Origin of the sequence: Streptomyces griseorubiginosus (assembly GCF_036345115.1) — a bacterium.
Classification (GTDB): domain Bacteria; phylum Actinomycetota; class Actinomycetes; order Streptomycetales; family Streptomycetaceae; genus Streptomyces; species Streptomyces griseorubiginosus_C.
On sequence record NZ_CP107766.1, the window covers coordinates 9,377,939 to 9,391,291 of the forward strand.

At 69.5% G+C, this 13,353-nt stretch carries 14 protein-coding genes; 8 read left to right on the top strand and 6 right to left on the bottom strand.

What is annotated here, in order from left to right; all coding sequences use genetic code 11:
• Window positions 1–25: 25 nt before the first annotated feature.
• Window positions 26–334 carry a substrate-binding domain-containing protein gene (locus OHN19_RS42215; protein WP_330269299.1) on the bottom strand — a complete coding sequence of 103 codons (309 nt, stop codon included), beginning with the start codon at window positions 332–334 and terminating at the stop codon, window positions 26–28.
• Window positions 335–583: 249 nt separating this feature from the next.
• Here OHN19_RS42215 and OHN19_RS42220 point away from each other — a divergent pair, with 249 nt between their 5' ends.
• Window positions 584–1,546 (top strand): GNAT family N-acetyltransferase, encoded by a 963-nt coding sequence (locus OHN19_RS42220; RefSeq protein ID WP_330269300.1) that lies wholly within the window; start codon window positions 584–586, stop codon window positions 1,544–1,546.
• A 110-nt stretch (window positions 1,547–1,656) separates the two neighbouring features.
• Here the strand turns inward: OHN19_RS42220 and OHN19_RS42225 are convergent, their stop codons facing one another.
• Window positions 1,657–1,890, bottom strand: a complete 234-nt coding sequence (locus OHN19_RS42225) for a helix-turn-helix transcriptional regulator (RefSeq protein WP_330269301.1) — start codon at window positions 1,888–1,890, stop codon at window positions 1,657–1,659.
• The gene (locus OHN19_RS42230) at window positions 1,890–2,375 is read right to left on the bottom strand and encodes a DUF2975 domain-containing protein (protein WP_330269302.1); all 486 of its coding nucleotides are present in this window, start codon (window positions 2,373–2,375) and stop codon (window positions 1,890–1,892) included. The genes OHN19_RS42225 and OHN19_RS42230 overlap by 1 nt, the downstream gene beginning before the upstream one ends.
• Before the next feature lie 136 nt (window positions 2,376–2,511).
• Here OHN19_RS42230 and OHN19_RS42235 point away from each other — a divergent pair, with 136 nt between their 5' ends.
• Window positions 2,512–2,928, top strand: a complete 417-nt coding sequence (locus OHN19_RS42235) for a hypothetical protein (RefSeq protein WP_330269303.1) — start codon at window positions 2,512–2,514, stop codon at window positions 2,926–2,928.
• A gap of 147 nt (window positions 2,929–3,075) precedes the next feature.
• Here OHN19_RS42235 and OHN19_RS42240 read toward each other — a convergent pair whose 3' ends face one another.
• Window positions 3,076–4,098 carry a LacI family DNA-binding transcriptional regulator gene (locus OHN19_RS42240; protein ID WP_330269304.1) on the bottom strand — a complete coding sequence of 341 codons (1,023 nt, stop codon included), beginning with the start codon at window positions 4,096–4,098 and terminating at the stop codon, window positions 3,076–3,078.
• 390 nt (window positions 4,099–4,488) lie between these two features.
• Between OHN19_RS42240 and OHN19_RS42245 the strand changes: the two genes are divergently transcribed.
• From OHN19_RS42245 to OHN19_RS42265, 5 genes are all read left to right on the top strand, one after another.
• Window positions 4,489–5,757: an ABC transporter substrate-binding protein gene (locus OHN19_RS42245; RefSeq protein WP_330269305.1), complete on the top strand. Its 1,269-nt coding sequence runs from the start codon at window positions 4,489–4,491 to the stop codon at window positions 5,755–5,757.
• Window positions 5,758–5,887: 130 nt separating this feature from the next.
• Window positions 5,888–6,760 carry a sugar ABC transporter permease gene (locus OHN19_RS42250; RefSeq protein ID WP_330269306.1) on the top strand — a complete coding sequence of 291 codons (873 nt, stop codon included), beginning with the start codon at window positions 5,888–5,890 and terminating at the stop codon, window positions 6,758–6,760.
• Between the two features lie 15 nt (window positions 6,761–6,775).
• On the top strand, window positions 6,776–7,690 hold the full coding sequence (locus OHN19_RS42255; protein WP_330269307.1) for a carbohydrate ABC transporter permease: 915 nt from the start codon (window positions 6,776–6,778) through the stop codon (window positions 7,688–7,690).
• Window positions 7,691–8,103: 413 nt separating this feature from the next.
• Window positions 8,104–8,982, top strand: a complete 879-nt coding sequence (locus OHN19_RS42260; RefSeq protein WP_330269308.1) for a glycoside hydrolase family 43 protein — start codon at window positions 8,104–8,106, stop codon at window positions 8,980–8,982.
• A 176-nt stretch (window positions 8,983–9,158) separates the two neighbouring features.
• A complete protein-coding gene (locus OHN19_RS42265; RefSeq protein ID WP_330269309.1) occupies window positions 9,159–11,639 on the top strand; it encodes a carbohydrate binding domain-containing protein in 2,481 nt (826 codons plus the stop codon).
• A 109-nt stretch (window positions 11,640–11,748) separates the two neighbouring features.
• On the opposite strand, the gene OHN19_RS42270 is transcribed toward OHN19_RS42265, so the two are convergent.
• The gene (locus tag OHN19_RS42270; RefSeq protein ID WP_234021688.1) at window positions 11,749–11,904 is read right to left on the bottom strand and encodes a DUF6131 family protein; all 156 of its coding nucleotides are present in this window, start codon (window positions 11,902–11,904) and stop codon (window positions 11,749–11,751) included.
• Between the two features lie 159 nt (window positions 11,905–12,063).
• On the bottom strand, window positions 12,064–12,486 hold the full coding sequence (locus OHN19_RS42275; RefSeq protein ID WP_330269310.1) for a MarR family winged helix-turn-helix transcriptional regulator: 423 nt from the start codon (window positions 12,484–12,486) through the stop codon (window positions 12,064–12,066).
• A 62-nt stretch (window positions 12,487–12,548) separates the two neighbouring features.
• On the opposite strand from OHN19_RS42275, the gene OHN19_RS42280 reads away from it, so the two are divergent.
• On the top strand, window positions 12,549–13,343 hold the full coding sequence (locus tag OHN19_RS42280) for an alpha/beta hydrolase (RefSeq protein ID WP_330269311.1): 795 nt from the start codon (window positions 12,549–12,551) through the stop codon (window positions 13,341–13,343).
• Window positions 13,344–13,353 lie beyond the last annotated feature (10 nt).

Here is a 13,353-nt window from a genome sequence, read left to right on the forward strand (position 1 = left end):
AAGCGGGACGTGGGGACGGCCCGTGTCATGCGTTCCTTCGGCCCGAGCTCTCGCGCGGGACGAGTTCGGGTGCGAAGAGGGCCGGATCGGGCGGCCGGTTGCCGGACTCCCGCCGGGTGAGCGGGAGTTGACAGGCGGCTCGCCCCAGATCCTGGAGGTCCGTCCGGACCGCGGTGAGCACGGGAGTGACGAACCCCGAGTGCGGGGCGACGTCGCAACCGGTGCCGCCGACGTCCCCCCGTACGGCGCCAACTGAGTGGGGCAGGGCGCGCGGCACGCCCAGCGCCAGGTCGTGCCGGGGAGGGCCGGAGTCTGCGTGACCGGTCACATGCATGGGAGGATTGTGAGCGGTCACAACACGGCCGTCAAGAGGTTGTCATCACGGCGTTACCGGGCCCCGGCCCGCTTGTGCCCGGGGGTGGCGGGAGGACCCTGCCCCACCTGGGCAAGGCTCATGAGCGGGAATCCGGGAGGGCGTTGCGGCGAGGAGGTCGGCTCGTCGCGGGCGACCGGACCGTGCGGGACGAGTCAGTGTGTGGCAAACCAGGTCGACAGGGAGACCCGGATGGCGCAGGGTTCATCCATGGCTGCTACCTCCTTGCAGCGGTTGCCGGTGGGCTGTCGCAGCCGACCGGCAACCACCGCTGATGTCACGGCAGTTCACCGACTGGTGACCGCGTGCGAGGTCGATCTTCACGGTCGTGCCACCACCGGCGCCGACCGGGTCGCCGCCGACCTCGGCGCGCTTGCCACGGACGCGAGGTCCGATGCGGTGCTCGTGTACGCCTCCGGTGGGGAAGTTGCCCCCTCCGGTGGGGTGGCCGCCTCCCGTGGGGAAGTGGTCGGCTGGGGCTGGGTGAGGGGCCGACGTGCCACGGTCCACGTGCACCCCGGGCACCGGGGGCGAGGGCTCGGCGGCCTCCTGCTCGCCTGGACCGAGGAGCGGGCCCGGCAATGGGGCGGCGATCGCCTTGCCCAGACGGTCCCCGACGAGGACCATGCGGCGGTCGCACTCCTGGAATCCGGTGGATACGCGCGACTCGTCACCGAGTGGCTCCTGGCGATCGCGACACCCACCGAACCGCACGTGCCCGACCCCCCGGCCGGCATCACGGTCCGGGCCTTCCGGGCCGGCGACGAACAGAGCGCGTACCGGCTCACCGAGGACGCGTTCGACGAGTGGCAGCAGCGGCGCAAGAGCTACGCGGAGTGGGCCCGGCACACCGTCGAGCGGCCGACCTTCGCCCCCGCGGCGTCGACGGTCGCCCTCGCCGGCGAGCAGCTGGTCGGCGCCGTACTGTCCCTGGACATCCCGGGCGACGACGAGGGATACGTCGAGCGGGTCGCCGTCCGGCGTGACTTCCGCAACCGGGGGATAGCGCGCGTGCTCCTCCAGGAGTCCTTCCGCGCCTTCCACCGGCAGGGCAAGCGGGGCTGCACGCTGTGGACCCACTCGGACACCGGCGCCCTGCCGCTGTACGAGCGCATCGGCATGACCGTCCGGCGCACGTCCACGGTGTACAGCAAGACGCTCACGGCAGGGTGACCGAAGCCGGCGGACCTCGGCTCCGCAAGCCCGGCGGGGTCGGTCGCGCGGGGGATTGCGGCGACCCTGTCCCGGCGCCGGCCGTTGCGTTTCTGTCCCGACGCCGACCGTCACGCTTCCTGTGGCGTTCCCGCCCGGACCTCCGCCTCCCACCGCACCAGATCCCCCGGCTGGCACTCCAGCGCCTCGCAGAGCGCGGCGAGTGTCGTGAACCGCACCGCCTTGGCGCGCCCGTTCTTGAGGACCGCGAGGTTGGCAGGGGTGATCCCGACCCGCTCCGCGAGCTCGCCCACGGACATCTTGCGCTTGGCCAGCATCACATCGATGTCGACGGTGATCGGCATCAGATCACCTCGTCCAACTCGGCCTGCATCTGCGCCGCTTCGACATCCCGCGCCACGGCCTGGGCGAGCAGGGTCCGCAGCACGAGGACGATGAGCGCGACCCCCAGGATGGCGAGGCCGATCCCGGCCATGATGACGCTGACCCCCGGGTCGTCGCGCTGACCCGGCGCGTTGATGGCGGTGACCGCGAACCACAGGACGGAGGCCGCGGTGATCGCACCGATGATGCCGTCCACGTACCGGAAGGCGGCGGGGGAGAACACGGTCCCGCGGCGCACCATCGTCACCAGGCGCCAAACGCAGACCCCGGTGACCTGGACCGCGACCATGCCGAGCATGGTGATCAGGCGCAGCGGCGTCAGCGGGAGGGACCCGTCCTCCGGGTCGGTGGCCAGGGCCCACACCATCAGCACCTGGATCAGGACGGTGCCGACGAGCACCACGACGAGTACGGCGCGCAGCGCACGCACGGCCAGCTTTCCCATGCCTTACCCTTCCATCGAATCGCGATGGAAACCTATCGAAAATCGATAGGTGAAGCAAGAGTGTTGAAAGCCCCGGTGCGAGGGGGCACTCTTGGCGCAGCCGTGCCGAACGTGCAGGCGGGAAGAGGGGCGTCGGATGCGGCAACCAGAGGACGAGCTCCTGGCGGAAGCCCTCGGCCGCATCAACAGGGGCGGGAAGTTCGCCTCGCGGTTCCTCGGGAACGACGTCGCCGAGTTCGACCACGAACTGCCCCTGGAGTTCGGCCCCGCGGTCGAACGCGCCCGCGCCGTGCTCGGTCGGCTCGCCGGCGGTACGGTCCCGGAGCCGGTGGAGGCAGGCGCGGACCGAGTGACGCTCCGGGTGCTCACCGGGGGTGGATACCTGGACATGAACCCGGTCGTGGTGACCCTGGACGCGACGCGCAACGGTGAGTGGACCACCACGCTGAATGTGCGGGCCGTCGCGAAAGAAGGCCTGGTCAAGCAGCGTGCGGCACAGAAGACGGCCGAACGCGTCGCAGAGCTGCTTCATGGGGCCGCTGAGAGCCCCTGAACGCGATCCGGCTCACCCGGCCACGGAGTCGCTGCGAGTCCGTGAGCGCGACCCGGCTCACCCGGCCACGGAGGCGGTTCGAGTCCGTGAGCGCTACCCGGCTCACCCGCCCACGGAGCCGCTTCGAGTCCCTGAGCGCCACCCCACTCACCCCGCCGCGCCGCGCGGCGGCGGAGCCGTCGAGTTGCGGACCACCAGGCGGGTCCCCACCTCCATGTGCTCCATGAGCAGCTTCTGGCCCTCGATGAGTGACAGCAGGGCACGCGCCGCCTTCTGTCCCATGTCGTGCAGCGGCTGGCGCACGGTCGTCAGGCCGGGGAAGCTCTGCGCTGCCTGCGGGAGGTCGTCGAACCCGACGACCGAGAACTCGGTCGGCACGTCCAGCCCGCTCGCCCGCGCCGCGTCGATGGCACCGAGCGCCATCAGGTCCGCGCCCGCCACGATCGCCGTGGGACGGTGCTCGGAGAGCAGCTGCGTGGCCGTACGGAATCCGCTGGCGTACGAGAAGTCGCAGGAGGCGACCATGCGTTCGTCCACCTTCAGCCCGGCCAGCCGCATCGCGTCCTCGAAGCCCTGGAAGCGGACGGACGTGCTCTCGAGATCCTCCTCGCCGCGGAGGTAGGCGATCCGGGTGTGGCCCAGGTCGATCAGATGCTGGGTGCCCTGACGCATGCCGTGGTAGTTGTCGACGCTCAGGCGGGGCAGCGGTACGTCCAGGCGCCGGGGGTCGATGATCACGCAGGGCAGGTTCTGGCGGCGCAGCAGCTTGACCGTCTCGTCCTCCAGGACCGGCGCGATCATCAGGACGCCGTCGACCAGTCCGCGCCCCAGGAACTCGACCCGGTCCTTCTCCCGCACCGCGTCGTGGTAGGAGGCGTTGACGAGCAACTCCTGCTCCGCGTCGGCGAGTTCGTCGGCGACCCCGCGCAGGATCTCCAGGCCGTACTGGCTGGTGAGATCGAGGGCGATGAGGCCGATGAGTCCGCTGCGGCCGCCCTTGAGGTTGCGGGCCGAGACATTGGGCCGGTAGCCGAGACGGCTCGCGACCTCCATGACGCGGCGGCGGGTCTCCTCCGAGGCCCCCGGCTTGCCGTTCATGACGTTGGACACGGTCATCGCGGAGACGCCGGCCTCCTCGGCCACCTGTGCGATGGTCACCCGCCCTGTCACGCCAACTCCTTCTGCTCGCCGGGCACTTGAGCCGTGCCGGACCGTGGCCGTCCCAGGCCCACTCAATCACGAGCTCACTCAATCACGAGCCAGCGGAAACTTCCGTGAAACTGTAACGATAAGGCAGAGGTAGCGCCACCGTAAGTCCCTACGGTCAGGCGAAAAGAGATGTCGCAACCCGTGTCCGTCGGGCACGGAAAGTTACGTATAGATGTCGCCTAAGTTTTGCGTTACAGTTCCCGGCCATCGGCGCTCAACATGGCCGCAACTCGGGTCCACCGACCCCTTCTTCGTCGTATCGGCGCTGCACCCACCCGGATCCAGCCCGACCGAATCAACCCCCTCAAGACCTGACGAGTCGGTCCGTACCGACGATGAGAGAGGTGTGCAATGAAGCACTCCGGGAGACGTGTCGCGATCGCCACCACGGTCACCGCGATGGCGATGTCGCTGGCCGCGTGCGGTGGCGGCTCGAGCGGTGCCTCCAGCGACGGCACGGTGACCCTGCACGTCCAGGCGTGGAAGGGCGGCGGCGCCGAACCGGCGAACGTCGCGGAGATCAACAAGGCCTTCGAGAAGGCCCACCCGAAGATCAAGATCGACTTCGAGTACATCACCGCGAACGACACGTACGTCCAGAAGCTCCAGCCCGAACTGCTCGGCGGCAAGGCCGGCGACGTCATCATGGTCGACACGGACAAGATGAAGAAGTGGGGTGCCTCCGGCTACCTCGCCGACCTCTCCGAGGAGTCGTGGGCAGGCACCATAGCCCCCGACGCCAAGCCCTTCGCGCAGTCCGACGGCAAGACCCTCGCCATGCCGATGGAGCTGATCGGCATCGGCATGTACGCAAACATGGACCTGCTCAAGAAGGCGGACATCGCCGAGGTCCCGGCCGACTGGCCGACCTTCCTCGCCGACCTCGCCAAGCTCAAGAAGGCCGGCATCAACCCCATCTCCCTGCCCGACAAGTCGGGTTGGACCGGCAGCTCGGTCTTCCAGGCGAGCGGCTCGACCCTCGTCTACCAGAAGAACAAGCAGTGGGACGCCGACTTCGCGGGCGGCAAGGCCTCCTTCGACCCGGACTGGCAGGGACCGCTCGACCAGCTGAAGACCCTGGAGGACAAGGGGTACGTCAACTGGAAGAACGAACTCGGCGTCGACGAGTGGTCGCAGGGCCCGCAGAACTTCAGCGCCGGCAAGAGCGCCTTCTGGTACCAGGGCGCCTGGCAGGTCTCCAACGTCAAGAAGGCAGGATTCCCGGTCCAGTTCGCACCCTGGCCCGGTGGCGGCGCGGGCACCAAGCCGAACGGCATGCTCTTCTCCGGCACCATGTGGGCCGTCAACTCCCAGTCGCAGCAGGGTGACGCGGCCCGTGAGTACGTGAAGTTCTGGTCGCAGAGCGAGAACCTCGCCAAGTACCTCGACGCCGAGCACGCCGAATCGCCGTTCACCGGCGGCACCACGCCCGAGAGCACCGAGACCACGGCGTTCACCACCGCCTTCAAGGACGGCCGTTACCGGATCCTGCCGTCCGACTCCTGGTACGGCGCCACCGCCGAGACCGAGATCGGCTCGAAGATCCAGGCCTATCTGCTGGGCAAGGCGTCCACGGCGCAGACCCTCAAGGACATCCAGACCGCGGCGAAGGCCAAGTAGCGCCGGACACCGCTGTGTTCGGCCGTCCCCTGGTCAGCCGTGGTGGGAGCGCGAGGAACGGCTCCCGACCGCTCCCACCACGGCCACCGAGCCCCACGGACCAGGGGCCGCGCTCAAGAGGAGGACTCCCGTGATCCACCGCCGGCGTGCCACCATGGCCGCCTTCCTGCTTCCGGCGATCGCCGTGTACGCCGTCTTCATGCTCTATCCGCTCGGCCGCGGGATCTACCTGAGCATGACCGACAGCCTCGGCGGACCGATCGCCCACTTCGTCGGCACCGAGCAGTACCGGGCGATGGCCGACGACCCCGACGTCACCGCCGCCCTGTGGCACACCATCGTGTACGCGGCCGTCGTCGTGATCGTCCAGAACGGTCTCGGCCTGCTCTTCGCGAGCATGCTCTTCCGCCGGCCGCAGGTCCGCAAGACGCTCAGCGTCACCCTGCTGACCCCGACCCTCGTCTCCCCGGTGATGGCCGCCTTCATCTGGTCGTACCTGTTCGCCCCCGACGGCGGCATCAACGCCCTCCTCGGCCTGCTCGGCCTCGACTCGCTGGAGCACGTCTGGCTCGGCGACACCTCCACCGCCCTCTACGCCGTGGCCGCCGTCAACATCTGGATGTTCGCGGGCTACTCCTGCGCCATCTTCCTGGCCGGCTACATGAACCTGCCCACCGAACTCCTCGACGCCGCCGCCGTCGACGGCGCGAACGGCTGGCGCCGCTTCCGCTCCATCGAGTGGCCCATGCTGGCGCCCGCGCTCACCGTCAACGTGACCCTCAGCCTCATCGGCTCCCTGAAGGTCTTCGAGTTCCCGCTGGTCCTCACCAACGGCGGCCCGGCCGGCTCCACCGAGACCCTGACCACCCTCGTCTACCGGAACGTCTTCGGCGGCGGGAAGTTCGCTCTCGGCATCGCCATCTCCGTACTCCTCCTGGTGACCGTGGTCGTCCTGTCCAGCGCCACCTCCTCTCTGCTGCGCCTGCGCGAGCGCCGAATCTGACGGGCGGACACGACCATGACCTCGCAGACCCTTTCCCCCGAGACCGGCACCGGGGGCGCCGCTCCCCGGCCGTCGTCCGACCCCGCCACGGGCCCCTCCAAAAACACCCCGCGCCGTGCCCTGAAGAGCCTCGGCACCGTGCTCCTCTGCCTCGGCGTGCTGGTGTTCGTGCTGCCCTTCGTGTTCACCGTGCTCACCTCGCTGCGCACCGCGGCCGACGTCGCCCGGTCCCCGCTCGGCATCCCGCACACCTTCACCCTGAAGAACTTCTCGGACGCCTTCTCCCAGATCCACTACGGCCGCAGCGCCCTGAACACCCTGCTCATCACCGGCCTGTCCTGCCTGAGCATCACCGTGCTCGGCTCCCTCGCGAGCTACCCGCTGGCCCGCATCACCCAGGGCTGGTCCACCTGGGTCTACCGGCTGTTCATCGTGGGCACCTCGGTACCGGTCTTCGTCGTCGTGGCCCCGCTGTACCTGCTGATGCGGGACCTGAACCTGCTGGACAACTACGCCGGCGTGGTCTTCGTCTACACGGCGATGTTCCTGCCGGTCGCGGTCTTCTTCTACACCAGCTTCATCCGCTCCATCCCCACCGACCTGGAGGAGGCCGCCGCCCTGGACGGCTGCGGGGCGCTGCGGACCTTCTTCACCATCATCCTGCCGCTGCTGCGTCCCATCACCAGCACCCTGCTCACCTTCGTCTCGCTCCAGGTGTGGAACGACCTGATCGTCCCGCTGGTGTTCCTCCAGGACCCCGACAAGCGCACGGTCATGGTCAACGCGTACTCGTTCATCGACCCCCACACCGTGCAGCCGACGACCCTCTTCCCGGCCGCGCTGCTCGGCGTACTGCCGCTCTTCCTGATCTTCGTCTTCCTGCAACGTCATGTGGTCGCCGGGATGTCCGCCGGGGCCGTCAAGTCCTGACACCGGCACACCGGTTCACGGCCGGGGCCGTAACCCACTCACAGGTCCAGGACGCGAGGGGCCGACCGCATCGCCGCGGGCCTGCCCCCAAGGGCCGGACCGTGCGCTGCGGACCTCGGCGGCGCGAGCGCCCGGCCACAGCACCACGGGCCTCGGTGCCGTCATGCCGAGCACAGCCGGTCCCCGCCTCCTCGCCCTTCATCCAGCCGTACGGCCATCAGGCCCTGCCCCGCCGGCACCTGCCCGGTGCCACCGCCCCCGCTCCGCCCGCTGCCACCGCCCTGCCCGTCGGCACCTGCCCGGTGCCACGGCCCCCGCTCCGCCGCGCCGCCCGCTGCCACCGCCCTGCCCCGCCGGCCCTGCCTGCCGCCGCCGGCCCTCCCGTCCCGCCCTCCCGGAAGGACCCCCCACCGATGTACGTGGTCTCCTACTTCACCGACGCCGACGAGGCGCTCCATCTGGCCTACAGTCACGACGGCGAGGAGTTCGCCACGGTGAACGGCGGTCGGCCGGTCCTGCGCGGCACGGTCGGTACCGGCCGGCTGCGGGACCCCTTCATCGGCGTCGGCCCCGACGGTCTGTTCCACCTGCTCGCCACCGACGGCTGGACCAGCCCCTACATCGTCCACGCCACCTCGGCCGACCTGCTCACCTGGTCCGAACAGCGACTCGTGCCCGCGATGGCCCGGGTGCAGGGAGCCCTCAACGCCTGGGCCCCGGAGTTCTTCCTGCACCGCGCGACCGGGCTCTACCACCTCATCTGGTCGTCCGTGGTCGAGCCGGGCGGCACCGCCGAGGGCCGGGACTTCGAACACCTCACCCAGGACCACCGCATCTGGCACTGCACCACCGAGGACTTCCGCACCTTCTCGCGGCCCGGAGTCTTCTTCGACCCCGGCCACTCGGTCATCGACGCCACGGTCCGCGAACTGGACGGCGGTGGCTACCTCATGGCCTTCAAGGACGAACGCGGGGTCAACGACATCGCCACCGCGCACAAGGACATCCACCTCACGACCTTCGACACTCCCGGCGGCCCGTACACGACACCGACCGGCCCGGTGACCCCCTCCCTGGCGGAGGGACCGTCCCTGTTCCGCCGGGACGGCGACTGGATCATGATCTTCGACCACTTCCTCGAAGGACGATACGGCGCGACCCGCAGCCCGGACGGCGTCACCTGGGAGCCGGTCTCCCTGAACCTGCCGCAGGGCATGCGGCACGCCTCGGTCCTGGAGACGTCGGCCTCCGTCCTCCAGACGTCCGCTCCGGACGCACTCGCCGCGCGCTAGCCCGTGGCCCTGTCCCTGGCCCGCTGACGCGTTCCCCGCGCGTCAGCCCGCTGCCGCCGCGCGGCGGCCAAGAATCCCGGGTGCTCCGCGCCTCGCGGTGCGGGCGCCCGGCGCAGGAAGCCCCGTGTCCCGATCCGTGGCACGGAGGACTCGATCACCCAGTTAGGAGCGTCGCAATGAAGCGTCGCAGAACGGCGCGTCCGGCCCGCCGGGCATCCCGCCTTCTGACCCTCCTCGCCGTGCTGGCGGGAGCACTCCTGGTCCCGGCCCACGCCGCACTGGCGGCCGGCACCACCTACTACGTGAACTGCTCGGCCGCCACCAACGGCAGCGGCACCCAGGCCAGCCCCTGGAACACCGTCGGCAGCGTCAACAGCACCACCTTCGGCGCCGGCGACAGCATCCTGTTCGCCGCCGGCACCACCTGCACGGGCCAGCTCACCCCGGGCGGCTCCGGCACCTCGGGCAGCCCGATCACCCTGGGCTCCTACGGCAGCGGCGCCAAGCCCGTCATCAACGCGAACGGCGCCACCGGCCCCGTCATCCACCTGCTCAACCAGCAGTACTGGGAGATAGGCGGCCTGGAGCTGGTCAACTCGGCGTCCTCGCCCGCCTACCGCTCCGGCGTGCTCGCCGAGAACAGCTCGGGCGGGATCCTGCACCACATCCGGGTGCACGACATGTACATCCACAACATCAGCGGCTGGCCGGGCGGCTGGTACGCCACCAACGCGGGTGTCGGAGTCCAGACCGACCACACCACTCCCGTCTCCACCTGGGACGACGTGGTGGTCGAGAACAACACCTTCGACCACGTCGACCGCATCGCCGTCGCCGTCACCCCGGACGGGGACGGCCAGGGCACCGGCCTGACCACCGGCACGGTCATCCGCGGCAACACGATGACCTACGACGGCGCGGACGACATCCTCGTCGTCAAGAACGACGGCGCCCTCATCGACGGCAACAAGGCGGGCTACGGCGGCGCGAAGAACACCTGCCCGCCCTCGGGCCAGTACTGCAACGGCGCCTCGGCCGGCATCTGGATGTCCGGCAGCTCCAACACCATGGTCCAGAACAACGAGGTGTACTGCCACGTCAACGGCGCCGACGGCACCGGCTACGACGTGGACTGGGGCAACCACAACACCACGTTCCAGTACAACTACAGCCACCAGAACCTCGGCGGCTTCATGCTGGTCATGCCGCCCTTCAGCATCGCCAACGAGCCCACCTCGACCGTCCCCAGCGACGGCACCGTGATCCGCTACAACATCAGCGAGAACGACGGCTCCAACGCGGGCTGCCCCACCTCGGGCACCCCCACCCACGGCACCGGCGTCTTCCACTTCGTCGGCGGCGTCCCCAACCAGAGCGGCAGCTCGTCCGCGGTCCCGCTGATCTACAACAACAGCATCTACGTCAACAAGAGCGGCCTGAACACCCCGATCCTGTACTCACGGTCGGGCTCCAGCATCTCCGGCGCACTGTCCTTCAAGAACAACGCGGTCTTCAACTACGGCACCGGCGGCTACTTCTCCACCACCGGATCGTCCGTCTACTCCAACAACCTCTTCTACGGCAACCACCCGTCCTCCGAACCCGCCGACGCGGCGAAGGTCACCGCCGACCCGCAGTTCCGCAACCCCGGCAACACCAACGGCTCCTCGTCGTACACCGGCACCAACGCCTACCAGGTGCACCCGTCCTCTCCCGTGATCCGGGCCGGCGCGGTCATCAGCTCCAACGGCGGCAAGGACGCCTTCGGCAACACGGTCTCGGCCACGGCCGCTCCCAACATCGGTGCCTACAACGGCACCGGCGGCAACCTGCTCTCCAACGCGGGCTTCGAGACAGGCGCGTTGAGCCCCTGGACGCAGGCCAGCGGTACGGCCACCTCGGTCACGTCCTCAGGTGCGCGCACCGGCACATACGCACTGACCACCGCGGCGAGCGGCAGCGGCGCCAACCAGGCACTGACCGGCCTGAGCCCCAACACCACCTATCTGCTCACCGGTTGGGCCAAGGTGGCCAACGCGGGGGAGACCCTCGCGATCGGCGTGAAGAACTTCGGCGGCACGGAGACGTACACCAACATCGCCACCACGTCGTACACCCAGGCAGCGGTCCTCTTCACCACCGGCTCGTCGAGCACCTCGGCGACCGTCTACTGCTGGAAGAACTCCGGTGGCAGCGGGGCGGGTTACTGCGACGACCTCGCGGTGGAGCCGCTCACCTCGGCGACCAACGCGATCACCAACCCCGGCTTCGAGACCGGTGCGCTGACCCCCTGGGCCCAGAGCACCGGTACGGCGTCGGGTGTGGCCGCGTCCAACGCCCGCACCGGCACGTACGCCCTCCAGACGGCGGCCAGTGCGAGCGGGGCCATCCAGACGGTGAGCGGTCTGACCGCCGGCAACACGTATCTGCTCGCGGCGTGGGCCAAGGTGGCCACCGCCGGTGAGGAGGTCGCGGTCGGCGTGAAGAGCTTCGGCGGTACGGAGACGTATCTGCGCACCTCGACGACGTCCTACGCCCAGCAGCCGATCTTCTTCACGACCGGTGCCACCACGACCTCCGCCGGCGTGTACTGCTACAAGAACGCGGGCGCGGCCGCGGGCTACTGCGACGACTACGCGTTGATCAAGCTTCCCTGATCGATTGCCGACCCGAAAGGGAGATACAGCGCGTGACGACGGCGGGCCGGGACATCCCGGCCCGCCGTCGTGCGATCGGCCCGCCGCGGCGGCCTGCGAATCGGCGACGTCACCAATAGTGTCGTCGGCCGGCAACGGCGTGACCTGCGGACCCCATGATCCACAGGGCGGCGCCGATCACCAGAAGGATGATCCCGATGGTCCACAGGATCGAGACGCCGGTAAGGAAACCGACTATCAGAAGGATTACACCAAGGGCGATCATCACGACCTCCTGTAGCGGGTACTGCTCTTGGTGTTCGAATACCCGCGAATCTGCGATGGAGGCCCCCGCATTTTGTGCGGCCCTCACCGCCGCCACCTTGCCGACCGTCGTGCCGGATGACGTGCGACGCCTGCGACCTGCTGAAGCCGGAGCCGGCGGTCAGCGAGGGTCTGATGGCGTAGTGAGCCGCCGCAGGAGGTCGAGCAGGGTCGCGCGCTCGGCAGCAGGCAAGGGGGAGAAGCAGTCGGCGAGGACCTCGTCGGCGACCTTGTGGCCGGCCGCCAGGACGTGATCGCCGGCCGTCGTCAAGTGGTGCTCGATGCGTCGGCCGCGTCCGGGCCGGCGCTCCACGAGACCCTGGGCCGTGAGGCGGCCGGCGAGTGTCCCGAAGGCCTGCTCGGTCTGGAACGTGGCCGCGGCCAGTTCACGGGCGGACGCCCCGGGGGAGCGGCTGATCGCGCGCAGGGCATCCCACTGGGCGAGTGTCGTGCCGACGGCCGAGAGGGCGCTGTCCAGCGCCCGGTGCTGTCGGTACTGGGCCTGTTTGACCGCCCTGCCGAGTTCTTGCAGCTCACCGTGCATGCGCTGAGTCTACGCCATGACCAAGCTAGCTTATATAAAGATATTTAGTTAGAGTGGTCGGCATGCCTACCGACGCATCCCTCACCTACGCCGATCTGTCCCTCACCGTGTCCGAGGCAGGGACCGGCAGACCCGTCCTCGTCCTGCACGGTGGCGGAGGTCCCGCCACCGTCACCGGTCTCGCCCAGCACCTCTCCCGTACCGCGCACACGATCACGCCCGTGCACCCCGGCTGGGACGGAACCCCCCGCCCCGCATGGCTCACCAGCGTCGAGGACCTCGCCCGCGTCTATCTGCACACCCTGCGCGAGCGCGAGCTGCGTGACGTTCTCGTCGTGGGCTCCTCCCTCGGCGGCTGGATCGCCGCCGACATGGCCGCGCGCGACAGCACGGGAACGATCTCCGGCCTCGTCCTGATCGACGCCGTGGGCGTCGAGGTCGATGCGGAGCCGATCGCCGACATCTTCGCCCTCGACGCCCGCGGCGTCGCGGAGCTCTCCTGGCACGACTCGGACCGCTACTACCTCGACCCGGCCGACATCGCCGGCGACGAACTCGCCCGCAGACAGGCCAACATGGCCACCATGCGTGTCCTGGCCGGCGACCCCTACATGCACGACCCGGAGCTGCTGCCCCGGCTCGGCCGGATCCAGGTGCCCACCCTCCTGCTCTGGGGCGAGAGCGACCGCGTCGTCACCCCCGCCTACGGCGCGGCCTACGCCGAGGCCTTCGGCGACGGCCGACTGGAGATCGTCCCCGAGGCCGGCCACCTCCCGCACATAGAACAACCGGACGCCACCTACGCCCTGATCGAGGCACACCTGGACCGGACGAGCACCAGGTCTCATCCGTCGTGAGGTACCGCCG

What these genes read in the sequence shown, in the direction of transcription:
- OHN19_RS42215 (WP_330269299.1), bottom strand. Translation starts at nt 334, where the DNA reads ATGCATGTGACCGGTCACGCAGACTCCGGCCCTCCCCGGCACGACCTG.
- OHN19_RS42220 (WP_330269300.1), top strand. Translation starts at nt 584, where the DNA reads ATGGCTGCTACCTCCTTGCAGCGGTTGCCGGTGGGCTGTCGCAGCCGA.
- OHN19_RS42225 (WP_330269301.1), bottom strand. Translation starts at nt 1,890, where the DNA reads ATGCCGATCACCGTCGACATCGATGTGATGCTGGCCAAGCGCAAGATG.
- OHN19_RS42230 (WP_330269302.1), bottom strand. Translation starts at nt 2,375, where the DNA reads ATGGGAAAGCTGGCCGTGCGTGCGCTGCGCGCCGTACTCGTCGTGGTG.
- OHN19_RS42235 (WP_330269303.1), top strand. Translation starts at nt 2,512, where the DNA reads ATGCGGCAACCAGAGGACGAGCTCCTGGCGGAAGCCCTCGGCCGCATC.
- OHN19_RS42245 (WP_330269305.1), top strand. Translation starts at nt 4,489, where the DNA reads ATGAAGCACTCCGGGAGACGTGTCGCGATCGCCACCACGGTCACCGCG.
- OHN19_RS42255 (WP_330269307.1), top strand. Translation starts at nt 6,776, where the DNA reads ATGACCTCGCAGACCCTTTCCCCCGAGACCGGCACCGGGGGCGCCGCT.
- OHN19_RS42260 (WP_330269308.1), top strand. Translation starts at nt 8,104, where the DNA reads ATGTACGTGGTCTCCTACTTCACCGACGCCGACGAGGCGCTCCATCTG.
- OHN19_RS42265 (WP_330269309.1), top strand. Translation starts at nt 9,159, where the DNA reads ATGAAGCGTCGCAGAACGGCGCGTCCGGCCCGCCGGGCATCCCGCCTT.
- OHN19_RS42270 (WP_234021688.1), bottom strand. Translation starts at nt 11,904, where the DNA reads ATGATCGCCCTTGGTGTAATCCTTCTGATAGTCGGTTTCCTTACCGGC.
- OHN19_RS42275 (WP_330269310.1), bottom strand. Translation starts at nt 12,486, where the DNA reads ATGCACGGTGAGCTGCAAGAACTCGGCAGGGCGGTCAAACAGGCCCAG.
- OHN19_RS42280 (WP_330269311.1), top strand. Translation starts at nt 12,549, where the DNA reads ATGCCTACCGACGCATCCCTCACCTACGCCGATCTGTCCCTCACCGTG.